The organism is Nocardia jiangsuensis (assembly GCF_042650385.1).
GTDB lineage: Bacteria > Actinomycetota > Actinomycetes > Mycobacteriales > Mycobacteriaceae > Nocardia > Nocardia jiangsuensis.
Genome location: NZ_JBHSAX010000005.1, coordinates 182,240 through 193,694, shown reverse-complemented (window position 1 = coordinate 193,694; position 11,455 = coordinate 182,240). Strand labels below are relative to the sequence as shown.

14 protein-coding genes are annotated in these 11,455 nt (G+C 71.9%); 8 read left to right on the top strand and 6 right to left on the bottom strand.

What is annotated here, in order from left to right:
• Positions 1-122 precede the first annotated feature (122 nt).
• On the top strand, positions 123-551 hold the full coding sequence (locus tag ACFO0B_RS06095) for a pyridoxamine 5'-phosphate oxidase family protein (RefSeq protein ID WP_378611304.1): 429 nt from the start codon (positions 123-125) through the stop codon (positions 549-551).
• A 188-nt stretch (positions 552-739) separates the two neighbouring features.
• On the opposite strand, the gene ACFO0B_RS06090 is transcribed toward ACFO0B_RS06095, so the two are convergent.
• Together ACFO0B_RS06090 and ACFO0B_RS06085 are read right to left on the bottom strand one after the other, a co-directional pair.
• Positions 740-1,504 carry a sulfite exporter TauE/SafE family protein gene (locus ACFO0B_RS06090; RefSeq protein ID WP_378611303.1) on the bottom strand — a complete coding sequence of 255 codons (765 nt, stop codon included), beginning with the start codon at positions 1,502-1,504 and terminating at the stop codon, positions 740-742.
• Entirely contained in the window at positions 1,501-2,880 is a 1,380-nt protein-coding gene (locus ACFO0B_RS06085; RefSeq protein ID WP_378611302.1) for an MBL fold metallo-hydrolase, read from the bottom strand. Before ACFO0B_RS06085 ends, ACFO0B_RS06090 begins: the two co-directional genes overlap by 4 nt.
• 144 nt (positions 2,881-3,024) lie before the next feature.
• On the opposite strand from ACFO0B_RS06085, the gene ACFO0B_RS06080 reads away from it, so the two are divergent.
• The gene (locus ACFO0B_RS06080; protein ID WP_378611301.1) at positions 3,025-3,294 is read left to right on the top strand and encodes a metal-sensitive transcriptional regulator; all 270 of its coding nucleotides are present in this window, start codon (positions 3,025-3,027) and stop codon (positions 3,292-3,294) included.
• 32 nt (positions 3,295-3,326) lie between these two features.
• Positions 3,327-3,734: a DUF302 domain-containing protein gene (locus ACFO0B_RS06075; RefSeq protein ID WP_378611300.1), complete on the top strand. Its 408-nt coding sequence runs from the start codon at positions 3,327-3,329 to the stop codon at positions 3,732-3,734.
• A gap of 168 nt (positions 3,735-3,902) precedes the next feature.
• Here ACFO0B_RS06075 and ACFO0B_RS06070 read toward each other — a convergent pair whose 3' ends face one another.
• On the bottom strand, positions 3,903-5,141 hold the full coding sequence (locus ACFO0B_RS06070; RefSeq protein WP_378611299.1) for an MFS transporter: 1,239 nt from the start codon (positions 5,139-5,141) through the stop codon (positions 3,903-3,905).
• 236 nt (positions 5,142-5,377) lie between these two features.
• On the opposite strand from ACFO0B_RS06070, the gene ACFO0B_RS06065 reads away from it, so the two are divergent.
• The 4 genes from ACFO0B_RS06065 to ACFO0B_RS06050 are packed head-to-tail and all read left to right on the top strand — an operon-like array spanning position 5,378 to position 7,684.
• Complete coding sequence (locus tag ACFO0B_RS06065) at positions 5,378-5,758, top strand: ArsR/SmtB family transcription factor (protein WP_378611298.1); 381 nt, start codon at positions 5,378-5,380, stop codon at positions 5,756-5,758.
• Entirely contained in the window at positions 5,755-6,849 is a 1,095-nt protein-coding gene (arsB, locus tag ACFO0B_RS06060; RefSeq protein ID WP_378611297.1) for an ACR3 family arsenite efflux transporter, read from the top strand. Before ACFO0B_RS06065 ends, arsB begins: the two co-directional genes overlap by 4 nt.
• Complete coding sequence (locus tag ACFO0B_RS06055; RefSeq protein ID WP_378611296.1) at positions 6,846-7,274, top strand: arsenate-mycothiol transferase ArsC; 429 nt, start codon at positions 6,846-6,848, stop codon at positions 7,272-7,274. The genes arsB and ACFO0B_RS06055 overlap by 4 nt, the downstream gene beginning before the upstream one ends.
• Complete coding sequence (locus ACFO0B_RS06050; protein WP_378611295.1) at positions 7,271-7,684, top strand: arsenate reductase ArsC; 414 nt, start codon at positions 7,271-7,273, stop codon at positions 7,682-7,684. Before ACFO0B_RS06055 ends, ACFO0B_RS06050 begins: the two co-directional genes overlap by 4 nt.
• 133 nt (positions 7,685-7,817) lie before the next feature.
• Here ACFO0B_RS06050 and ACFO0B_RS06045 read toward each other — a convergent pair whose 3' ends face one another.
• Positions 7,818-8,201: a YybH family protein gene (locus tag ACFO0B_RS06045; RefSeq protein WP_378611294.1), complete on the bottom strand. Its 384-nt coding sequence runs from the start codon at positions 8,199-8,201 to the stop codon at positions 7,818-7,820.
• A 170-nt stretch (positions 8,202-8,371) separates the two neighbouring features.
• On the opposite strand from ACFO0B_RS06045, the gene ACFO0B_RS06040 reads away from it, so the two are divergent.
• A complete protein-coding gene (locus ACFO0B_RS06040; RefSeq protein ID WP_378611293.1) occupies positions 8,372-8,773 on the top strand; it encodes a winged helix-turn-helix transcriptional regulator in 402 nt (133 codons plus the stop codon).
• A 102-nt stretch (positions 8,774-8,875) separates the two neighbouring features.
• Here the strand turns inward: ACFO0B_RS06040 and ACFO0B_RS06035 are convergent, their stop codons facing one another.
• Complete coding sequence (locus ACFO0B_RS06035) at positions 8,876-10,495, bottom strand: polyketide antibiotic transporter (RefSeq protein ID WP_378611292.1); 1,620 nt, start codon at positions 10,493-10,495, stop codon at positions 8,876-8,878.
• A complete protein-coding gene (locus ACFO0B_RS06030; protein ID WP_378611291.1) occupies positions 10,492-11,418 on the bottom strand; it encodes an ABC transporter ATP-binding protein in 927 nt (308 codons plus the stop codon). Before ACFO0B_RS06030 ends, ACFO0B_RS06035 begins: the two co-directional genes overlap by 4 nt.
• Between the last annotated feature and the right edge of the window lie 37 nt (positions 11,419-11,455).

The window sequence follows — 11,455 nt, the reverse complement described above, 5'->3', positions numbered from 1 at the left end:
CGGCCGCCGGCGGCACCTGCGGGGCCGCCGGTCCCCCGGGCCGGGGACTTCCGGCCCTGCGCGGGCGCACCCGCCGGGGCGCAGGCTCGGAACGGGGCCGAAAGCACTCTCCGGGAGCGGACATGGCGAACACGAAACATCTCGACGTACTCGACAGCGCGCAGTGCCTGGAGCTGCTGCGGACCGTCCGGGTCGGCCGCCTGGTCTTCCTGGAGGACTCCGCGCCCACCGTGCACCCGGTGAACTTCCGGCTGCACGAGGACCGGGTGATCATCCGGGTCGCCGACGGCACGAAGTTGCGCGCCGCGCTGGCGAACGAGGTGGTCGCCTTCCAGGCCGACGAACTCGACCCCGACCTGCGCTCCGGCTGGAGCGTGACCGTGGTCGGCCACGCCCGGTTGATCCGCGATATCGACGAACTCGTCGCCGTCGCAGGCACCTTCGTGCAACCGTGGGCCGAGGGGCAGCGCAACCACTTCATTCGCGTGCGCGGCGACCGGATCACCGGCCGCCGGCTCCTCGACACTGCCCCCGCCCGGCCGGGGGGATGACCGTCAGCGGCCGCGGAATCGGCGCCACCGGTCCGTCGGCCGTGGTGCCGCTGCGCACGAACAGCGTTGTGCGGCGGGGACATCGGCGAGCACCCGCTCGACGTGGGCTCCGCAGCCCTCATAGGTGGGCTTGCCGCAGCGGCGGCAGGCGACTCGTTGGCACATGGGATTGTCCTTTCTCCGGTGTTTCAGGGCAGGAACAGCACTTCGGTGAGCACGAACGCGGCGACCGCGAAGATCAGGTAGGCGAAGCCGGTGCGCAGCCGCTCGGTGTCCACGGTCGCACCGAAGCGGCCCGCGAGCAGCGCGCCTGCGATCGCCGCCCCGGCGAAGGCCGCGGTGATCCGCCAGTCCGGGGCGAGGGCGCCGAGATAGGCGAGCACCCCGGAGCCGGAGTTCGCGACCACGATGACCAGGGAGGTGCCGATCGCCGTCGCCATGTCCAGGCCGAGCAGCAGTACCAGCGCGGGAATGATCAGGAACCCACCGCCGACCCCGAACAGCCCCGTCAGGAACCCGACCGCCAGCCCGGCCGGCACCGCCCGCGAGGCGCATCGGCGCCAGTCAACGGTCGCGCCGGTACGGCAGGCGGTACCCGTGCGCTGGGAGCGGATCAGCATCCGCACCCCGGCCACCACCATCAGCACGGCGAAGCCGCCGAGCGTGAGCGCCGCGGGCAGCAGCCGGTTCACCGCGCTGCCGGCGAAAGCCGCGGGCAGCCCGGTGAGCGCGAACATCGCCGCCACTCGCCAATTCACCCGGCCGTCCCGGATTCTGCCGACGCTGCCCGCCAACGCCGCGACGCCGACGACGAGCAGCGACATCGGCACGGCCTGCGCGAGCGGGATCCGCAGCCCGTACACCAGCGCCGGGACCGCCAGCAGTGATCCACCCCCGCCGAGCAGGCCGAGCAGGACTCCGATCACGGCGCCGATCGCCAGCGCGGCGATCACGCCGAGGCCCGCCGCCCGGCCCAGGCCGCGTAGCCGCCGCGCAGATCGCTCACGTCCTCGAAACCGCTCGCGCGCAGCAGCGACGCGGCGACGCTGGAGCGCCACCCGCCCGCGCAGTAGACCACGACGGGGCGATCGGCGGGCAGTTCGTCCAGCCGGGACCGCAGCTGCGCGAGCGGGATCGGGATCGCACCGCCGATGACGCCGTCCTCGCGCTCGGCCGGGTTGCGGATGTCGAGCAGGGTGACGGCGTCCGCGGTGAGCAGGCGGTCGAGCTCCGCGGCGTCCACGCGCGGCGCCGGCCGCACCAGATCCGCCAACTCGGCGGGCAGGCGGCCGTCGGCGCCTGCCGTGAGGTAGCCGATCACCGCGTCCGAGCCGATCCGCGCCAGCCGCAGCGCGGCGACCTGTTCGTCACCGGGGCGGGTGAGCACGACCAGGCGCTCACCGACATCGGCGACGATGCCGCCGGTCTCGGCGAAACGGCCGTCGAAGCCCACATTGACCGATCCGAGCAGATGGCCCGCGGCGAAATCCTCGGGATCGCGGGCGTCGATCACCCTGGTGCCTGCGGTGAGCTCGGTCCGCAGCCGCTGCGGCGACAGCTCCGGAACGCGCCGGTGCGGGTCGAGCACCGGATGCCAGGACTTGTTCAGTGCGGCATCGGTGTGGAAGTACCGGGGCGCGGCCGGCTGGTCGGTCGTGACCAGCGCGATGAACTCGTCCTCGGCCATGGGCTGCACCGAGGCATTGGTGCGGCGCTGCTCGCCGATGGTCGAGGACAGCTGCGCGGAGAGATTCCTGCCGCACGACGAACCGGCGCCGTGCGCGGGCAGGACGCGCACCGGATCCGGCAGCGCGAGCAGCACGTCGTGGATCGAGCGGTACATCGCCCGCGCCAGGTCGGTGCTGCTACCGGGGCCGAGGTTCACCAGATCGGGCCTGCCCACATCGCCGATGAACAGCGAATCGCCGGTGAGCACAGCCGTCGGCTCGGTGCCTGCGCGCTCGCGCACCAGCAGGCTGATCGACTCCCAGGTATGGCCGGGAGTCGCCAGCACCTCGATCTCCACCTCGCCGAGCTCGATCCGGTCACCGTGGGCGAATCCGCGGATCGGATATCCGGTCTCGGCGGCCGCGCCGAAACCGATCCAGGCCCCGGTGGCCGCCCGGAACTCCAGGTGCCCGGAGACGAAGTCGGCGTGGAAGTGGGTGTTGACCACTCCTTCGATGGTCAGGCCGAGGCGTTCGGCAGCGGCCAGGTATTCGGTGATGTCCCGGCGCGGGTCGACCACGATCGCGCGGCCGGTGGTCGTGTCACCGATCAGATAGGAAGCGTGCGAGAGGCATTCGATGTAGTACTGCTCGAGAATCATGGCTTCGTCCTCCACCGGCGGGCCCGTCGCCCGCCTGCTGCTCTCCACAGTGCCTATACCCCCCGGGGTATGTCAACCCGCCCCGCGTCCGCGCTGGGATATACTCCAGGGGGTATAGCGAACACGCGAGACGAGGAGATCACCATGGTCGGCGACCAGACCGCCATCGATGACGTGCGCAAGCGGCTGCGCCGGGCCCACGGCCAGCTCGGCGGCGTCATCGCCATGATCGAGGACGGGCGCGACTGCAAGGACGTCGTCACCCAGCTCGCCGCGGTCTCCCGCGCACTCGACCGCGCCGGATTCAAGATCGTGGCCACCGGGCTGCGCGAATGTCTGAACGGCGACGACCGTGACGGCGCCGAGGCACTGACCGTCGACGAACTGGAGAAGCTGTTCCTCGCGCTGGCCTGAGGGGGCCCGCGCCCCGACCGGAAGGAAACCCGATGAACCTGGGACTGTCCACCACGATCCACACCGATTTCGGCGACGCCGTCGCCCGCACCCGGGAAGCGCTGGCGCAGCAGGGTTTCGGCGTCCTCACCGAGATCGACGTGCGCGCGACCCTGCGAGCCAAACTCGGCGCCGAGCTGGAGGACTACCTGATCCTCGGCGCCTGCAACCCGCCGCTGGCCCAGCGGGCCCTCGATGTCGACCGCCAGATCGGGCTGCTGCTGCCCTGCAACGTCGTCGTCCGCCGCGACCCCGCCGACGCCGACGCGGTGATCGTCGAGGCGCTCGACCCGCGGATCATGGTGGAGGTGACCGCCGAGCCGGGGCTGGAGCCGGTCGCCACCGAGGCGGGTGCCAAGCTGCGGGCGGCCATCGCCTCGCTCGCCCCCGCCGCCCGCTGAGCGGTTCTCCTGGGCCCGGCGTCCACCAGAGCCATTCGACGATTCGCGCACCGCACTGCTGGACGGCTCCGGTGGCGCGCAGTATCCGCCGAGTCGAGCCGGGTGCGACAGCCACGGTAGCCTCCCGCGTCCTCGGCGTCGCTGAATCCCGCTTCGCGCGAGACCGGTTCAGTGGGGCCGGGTGCTGGCGAGGACGGCGGGCAGGATCAGCAGCGCGAGGACGCCGCCGGTCAGGGTGAGGGCCGGGTAGCCGGCGGTGGCGGCGACCGCGCCGGAGGCCAGTCCGCCGCTGGCGCCGGCGACGGCGATGCAGACGTCGACCAGGCCCTGGGTCTTGGCACGGGTGGCGAGCGGGACGGTGTCGGCGATGATCGCGGTACCGGCGACCAGGCCGAAGTTCCAGCCCAAGCCCAGCAGCCCCAGCGCCACAGCGAGCAGCGCGATCGAATCGGGCGGGGCGATCGCGGCGAGCACACCGGCGGCGAGCAGAGTGAGCGCGGAGGCGGCGGCCACGGCCAGGCGCCCCAGCCGGTCCACCGCCAGCCCCGAGAGCGGCGACGGCAGGTACATCGCGCCCACGTGCACGGCGATGACGAATCCGGCCGCGGCGGTGCCGTGGCCGTGGTCGTGCATGTGGACCGGGGTCATGGTCATGATCGCCACCATGACCGACTGGGTCACGATCATCACCAGCGTGCCGAGCGCGACTCCGCCGCGGCCGGTGACGGCGCCGGTGGCAGGGATCGGCGCGGCGACCGGCGCGGGCTCGGCGGCCAGCGCGCGGGCGGTCAGCAGCGGGTCCGGGTGCAGCCACAGGGCCAGCACCGCTGCCGCGGCGGCGTAGACGAGCCCGGCCAGCAGGAACGGACCGGCCAGGTACGGGATCGACAACTGCTCGGCCACGCTGCCGGTGGGCGCGGCGAGATTGGGGCCGAGGACACCACCGACGGTGGTGGCGACCAGCACCGTGGAGACCGCGCGGCCGCGGTGGGCGGGGTCGGCCAGATCGGCTCCGGCGTAGCGGGCCTGCAGGTTGGTCGCATTGCCCGCGCCGTAGACGAACAACGCCGCGAAGAGCGCCACCGGATTGCCGGCGACCGCGGCCGCGATCACCGCGGCGCTGCCGATCGCCCCGGTGAGGTAGCCCGCGGCGAGGCCGATGCGGCGGCCGCGGGCGTGTGAGAGCCGCCCGACCGCGATCGCGGCGAGCGCGGACCCGGCAGTGAACAGGGCGGTGGGCAGCCCGGCCAGGCCGGTGGAGCCGAGCATGTCCTGAGCCAGCAGCGCGCCGACGGTGATTCCGGCGGCGAGCCCCGCGCCACTGAGGATCTGCGAACCGACCAGCACGGTGAGGATGCGGCGCTGGGCGGCCACGATGTCGTGGGCGGTGCGTGCGCCGTGACTCATGGGACTTCCGATCAGGTGAGTTCGGTGGAACCGCGCGCCGATGTACGGTCCGCGTACTCGCCGGGCCCGTCGATCCTAGGGCCGAGCAGCATCTCGGCGGCACCGACCTCGGAGTTCCAGCACGTGCGTCGCCGACGATCGGCGCGGGCGCGGGGTGGGCAGGACCCGACCCCGCCCGGCCGATGTTCACCGGGTGTTCGCTTGCCCTCGACATCGATGGTAGTCAATATCGATACATGTCGAAACAGTCGTTGCCGATCACGCCGATCCAGGCGTGCACCGCCGCCCCGCTGGTGCGCGAGCCCCTCACCCCGGCCGCCGCGGTCGAGCTGGCGAGCGTGTTCCGGGCCCTGTCGGACCCGGTGCGGCTGCAACTGCTCAGCTCGATCGCCTCGCGCGCCGGGCAGGAGGCGTGCGTGTGCGACATCTCCGCCGGGGTCGAGGTCTCCCAGCCGACCATCTCCCACCACCTCAGGGTGCTGCGCGAGGCCGGACTGCTCGAATCCGAACGCCGCGCCTCCTGGGTGTACTACCGGATCGTGCCCGAGGCCATGGCCAGGATCTCGCGCATCCTCGACGCCCACACCACCGGCACGGATGCGGCGGTACCGGCATGACCACCACGACACCGGCCGGGGAGACCGCGGTCGTCGGCAAACTCTCGACCCTGGACCGCTTCCTGCCGGTCTGGATCGGTGTGGCCATGGCCGCCGGGCTGCTACTCGGCCGCCTGATCCCCGGCCTCGGCGACGCTCTGAGCGCGATCGAGATCGACGGCATCTCCCTGCCCATCGCGATCGGGCTGCTGATCATGATGTACCCGGTACTGGCCAAGGTCCGCTACGACCGGCTCGACACCGTCACCGGCGACCGCCGCCTGCTGGCCGGCTCACTGGTACTGAACTGGCTGCTCGGCCCCGCGCTGATGTTCGCCCTGGCCTGGATCTTCCTGCCCGACCTGCCCGAATACCGGACCGGGCTGATCATCGTCGGGCTCGCCCGCTGCATCGCCATGGTCATCATCTGGAACGACCTCGCCTGCGGTGACCGCGAAGCCGCCGCCGTGCTGGTCGCCTTGAACTCGGTGTTCCAGGTGATCATGTTCGCCGTGCTCGGCTGGTTCTACCTCGCGGTCCTGCCCGGCTGGCTCGGCCTCGAGCAGGCAGGCATCGACGCCTCGCCGTGGCAGATCGCGAAGTCGGTACTGATCTTCCTCGGCATCCCCCTGGCCGCGGGCTACCTCACCCGGCGCCTCGGTGAACGCGCCAAGGGCCGCGACTGGTACGAGACCCGGCTGCTGCCGAAGCTCGGCCCGTGGGCGCTGTACGGGCTGCTGTTCACGATCGTCATCCTGTTCGCCCTGCAAGGCGAGCGGATCATCGACCAGCCCCTCGACGTCGTGCGGATCGCGCTCCCGCTGCTGGTCTACTTCGCGCTCATGTGGGGTGGCGGCTACGCCCTCGGCGCGGCCATGGGTCTCGGCTACGCCCGGACCACCACGCTGGCCTTCACCGCGGCGGGCAACAACTTCGAACTCGCCATCGCCGTCGCCATCGCCACCTACGGCGCCGCCTCCGGCCAAGCCCTGGCCGGAGTCGTCGGGCCACTCATCGAGGTTCCCGTCCTGGTCGGTCTGGTCTATGTCTCCCTCGCCCTGCGCAAACGCTTCCGCAGCGAGAGCGCCGCGACCGGAGCCACCCGGCCGTGACCACGCCGACGGTGCTGTTCATCTGCGTGCGCAACAGCGGCAAATCCCAGATGGCCGCCGCCTTGCTCCGCCGAGCCGGACCCGGACCGGTCCGCGTGCACTCCGCGGGCACCGACCCCGGCACGGTGCTCAACCCCCTCTCGGTCCAGGTCCTCGAAGAGGTCGGCGCCGACGTCGAGGGCGAGCACCCCAAACCTGTCGACCCCGCCATCGCCGCGACCGCCGATCGGATCGTCGTCCTGGGCCGCGAAGCCCACCTCGACCCACCACCCGGAGTCACCGTCGAGGTATGGGACACCGACGAACCCTCCCACCGCGGCATCGACGGCATCGAACGCATGCGCCTGATCCGCGACGACATCGCAACCCGCGTCCGGACACTGCTCGCCGAATTCGCCCACCTGAAAGGCACCTCACCGCAATGACTTCCGGCAAGCCCACCGTCCTGTTCGTCTGTATCCACAATGCCGGACGCTCCCAGATGGCCGCCGCCTTCCTCACCCACCTCGCCGGTGACGCCATCGACGCCGCCTCCGCCGGAAGCGACCCCGCCGACCGGGTCAACCCCGCGGCGGTCGACGCCATGGCCGAACTCGGCATCGACCTCACCGGCCGGACCCCGGCCAAGCTCACCTACGCCGCGGTCGAGGCCGCCGACGTCGTCATCACCATGGGCTGCGGTGACGCCTGCCCGGTGCTGCCCGGCACCACCTACCGCGACTGGAAACTCGACGACCCCGCGGGCAAGGGCATCGACGCCGTACGCCCCATCCGCGACCAGATCCAGCATCGGGTGCGGGAACTGGTGGCCGAGTTGCAGGCCACCCGCACCTGACGGGTACGCGACGCGCAGGTTCGCACCGGCTGCCGGGGCGCACACCAGGCCCCGGAGGCGATGGACGACCTCCGATACCTCGGCTTCGATCCTCCCCGCACCGATGCGCGGCGTTGCCGACCGCCCGGGTTGATCAGGGTACGAGGCGAGCGCCGAAGGGGTTGTCGAGCACGATCTTCCAGCCGCCGTCGACCTGGCGACGCAGAGTCGCCACCGACAATCCGCTCTGGGCGACCGGGGTGCCGTCGGGAGCGGTGCCGTTCATCGTCCACGGTGCGATGTGCACGGCGATATCGCCGGTGATCATGACCTCGTGTCCGTGGTCGTAGCGGAAATCGGGGTGCACCGCGGCGAAGGCCGCGAACCCGGTCCGCAACTGCTGCTCGCCACCGACGGGTTCGCCGGGTTCGAACGCCACGACCGCGTCGTCGGCGTAGAAGGACATGACGGTGTCGATATCACCGCGTTCGAGCGCGGCGGTCATCGCGGAGACGGTGTCGATCACGTTCTGGCGCATGCGGATTCCTCGGTTCGAGTGCTAGGGGGAGAGCGTCGCTTCGCCTGGCTCGAAAACTCGTTCGAAGACCGGGCCGACCGACCCTAACGCTAACATTTCGATAATGCAAATGTTGCCGCTATGCTGGAGGCATGAAGCGCTCGGTAGGAAAATCGACCTGCCCGATGAACATGTTCCTCGAGGTGTTCGGCGATCCGTGGACATTGCTGGTGCTGCGCGACATGCTGCTGGTCGGCAAGCGGCGCCCGGCCGAGTTCCTCGACTCCGCCGAACGGATCTCCACCAGCGTGCTCCTGGACCGGCTCAAGCGCCTCGAAGCCTCGGACCTGGTGGCGCGAGTAGGCAACGGCGAACGCAACCAGGTTCACTACGTCCCGACCGAGCGAGCTGTGGACGCGCTGCCGGTGCTGTTCGAGATGGCGTTGTGGAGCATGGAGCACGAGCCGCGGGCCCGGCCACTGGAGCGAGTCATCACCCGTATCCGCTCCGATCCCGAGGCCTACATCACCGAGATCCGCGCCGAACTCGCACGCGAGTTGAGCGGGAGGGCCCCGATGGGCAGTTCCGGGTGAGCATCATCGATGCTCGGCATGCTCCGCATCCCGCCGAACCCGGGGTCCTCCCGGTTCGCGGTGTGGAATCCTGCCGCCGGCGCTCGGCGCGGCCGGCTACCTTCATCCGGTGAGGTCGCGGCGCTGGTAGCCCGCCAGCCCGAGCAGGGTCAGCAGGGCGGCGATCGCGGTGAGGGCGAGGGTGGCAATCCAGTCGGGTGGGGTGTCGGGGACGGCGGCGAGGTGGGCGAAGGGCGACAGCTCGGCGATCCAGGTGGGGGCGCCGGTGCTGTGGGCGATGACGTCGAGCAGGAAGCCGCCCGCGACCGGGAGGGCGCCGATGGCGGCGACAGTGTCGGGGTACCAGCCCAGGGCCAGGGTGGCCGCGCCGAGGCCGAGCAGGGCCACGGGTGCGATGTTCGCGGCGCCGGTGAGGGTGTCGGTCAGGGTCAGCGGTGCGCCGGTGAGCCGGGCACCGACCCACATACTCACCGCGGCCGCGAGCAGCACGACCGCCAGACCTGCCGTGGTGACGGCGATCTCGGCGCCGGCGAGCCGCAGGCGGGTGGTGGGCCCGGCGTGCAGGGCGGTGAAGCGGCGTGCCTTCTCCTCCGCGGCCATCGCCGCGACGCGCCCGGCGGTGTAGAGCCCGGCGGGGATGGCCAGGATGGTCAGCAGGGCGGCGGCGAAGCCGGTCGCGGTGGACAGCCCGCCGAATCCGGCGGTGGCGGCCAGGTCGGTGAAGGCGGAGTCGGTGTCGAAGAATTCCAGGATCGAGGCGGTCATCGCGCCGACGAGCAGGAAGTAGGCGCCGATCCCCGCGGCCCAGCCCAGCGTCGGGGCGATCGCGCGGCGCAGCGCGAATCCGGCCGGGGAGCCGAGCAGCCGGGTGCGGGGTGCGCGGCTGCGGGTGCGCGCGATCGGTGCGGCGCCGAGGTCGCGGTGCGCGGCCACCGCCAGGGCTGCCGCGGCGGGCGCGACCGCGAGCACGGCGAGCACGAGCAGCGGGGCCGGGCGGTTCTCGGCGTAGGGGGCGACGTGCCCGGCCAGCCCGAACGGGGTCAGCCACCCCGCCGAGGCCAGGGCCGGCACTCCGTCGGCGATCATCCGGGCCAGCAGGCTCGCCGCGAGCACCGCGCTCGCCAGCCCGCTCGCCGCGGCCCGCGTGGGTGCCAGCTGCCCAGCCAGCATCCCCACCCCGGCGAAGGTGACGGTGGTGCCCAGCACACACAATGCGTACAGCACCGCACCGTGGGGGTCGGTACCGGCCGCGATCAGCCCGGCACCGACGCAAGCGGCGATTCCGGCCGCGATCGCCGCGAGCACGGTCGAGGCGCGGGCGGGCAGATCGAGCGCGCGCAGCCGTCCGGCGAGCAGCAGCTCCGCCTGGCCGGTCTCTTCCTGGCCGCGGGTCAGGCGGGTGGCGGTCAGCAGGGCCCACACCCCGCACAGCACCAGCACCGGGGTTCCGGTGCGCCAGACGGTGAATCCGCCGGGGTCGTCGAGCGCCAGCGCGGGCCCGAACAACACGCGCACGGCGGGATTCTCGGCCAGGGCCCGGATGCTGTCGCCGCTGAGCTGGTCGGCGAAGGTGGTGCGGTACTGCACCGCGACCATCGTCGAGAGCCCGGTCGCCGCCGCGGCCACGATCAGCGCGCCGCGCCGGGTCTGGCGCAGGGTCAGCCTGCTCACCGCTCGCCCCGGCATCGAGGGGACGAGCGGTGCGGTGGCCGTGGTGGTCACCGCGCGGCCTGCCCGTAGTAGCCGAGGAAGATCTCTTCCAGGCTGGGCTCGCGCGAGGACAGGCTCGTGACGCCGGCGTCGGCCAGGACGCGCAGGGCCGGGGCCGCGGTTCCGGTCAGGGTGAACCGCAGCCGGTGTGTATCGAGGGTCTCGACCGATTCCACGCCCTCGACACCGGCGAGTGCGGGTGGCCGGTCGTCGTAGATGATCTCGACAACGCTGCGATGCAGCCGGCGCAGTTCGGCCAGGGTGGCGATCTGCACGAGCCGTCCGGCGCGCAGGATCGCCACCCGATCGCAGAGGGCTTCGACCTCACCGAGCTGGTGCGAGCTCAGGAACACGGTCTGCCCGCGTTCGCGGGCCTGTTCGACACATGCGCGGAATTGGTGCTCCATCAGTGGGTCCAGGCCGCTGGTCGGTTCGTCGAGTACCAGCAGCGGGGCGCGGGAGGCGAAAGCGGCGATCAGCGCGACCTTCTGCCGGTTGCCGGTGGAGTAGGTCTTGGCCGGTTTGCCGGTGTCGAGGGCGAAGCGCTCGATCAGCTCGGCTCGGTAGCCCGGGTCGGCGCCGGGGCCGGTGGCGGCGATCAGGTGCAGGATCTCCGCGCCGGTCAGCGCCGGCCACAGCGCCACGTCGGCGGGGACGTAGGCCAGGTGGCGGTGCGCGCGGCGCACATCGGCGGCATCGTCGCCGAAGACCCGGACGCTGCCGATACCGGGGCGGATCATCCCGAGCAGGCACCGGATCGTGGTGGACTTCCCGGCACCGTTGGGCCCGAGAAACCCGAACACCTCCCCGGGGCGCACCTCGAGGGTGAGGTCGTCGACGGCCAGGGTGGCACCGAAGCGTTTGGACAGGTTCTGGATCGCGACAGCGGGATCGGTGTCGAGGGCGCGCGGGGGCGGCGCGGCGGCGGTGACCATCGGAAAACCCTTTCCGGGACGGCGAATACGACATTGC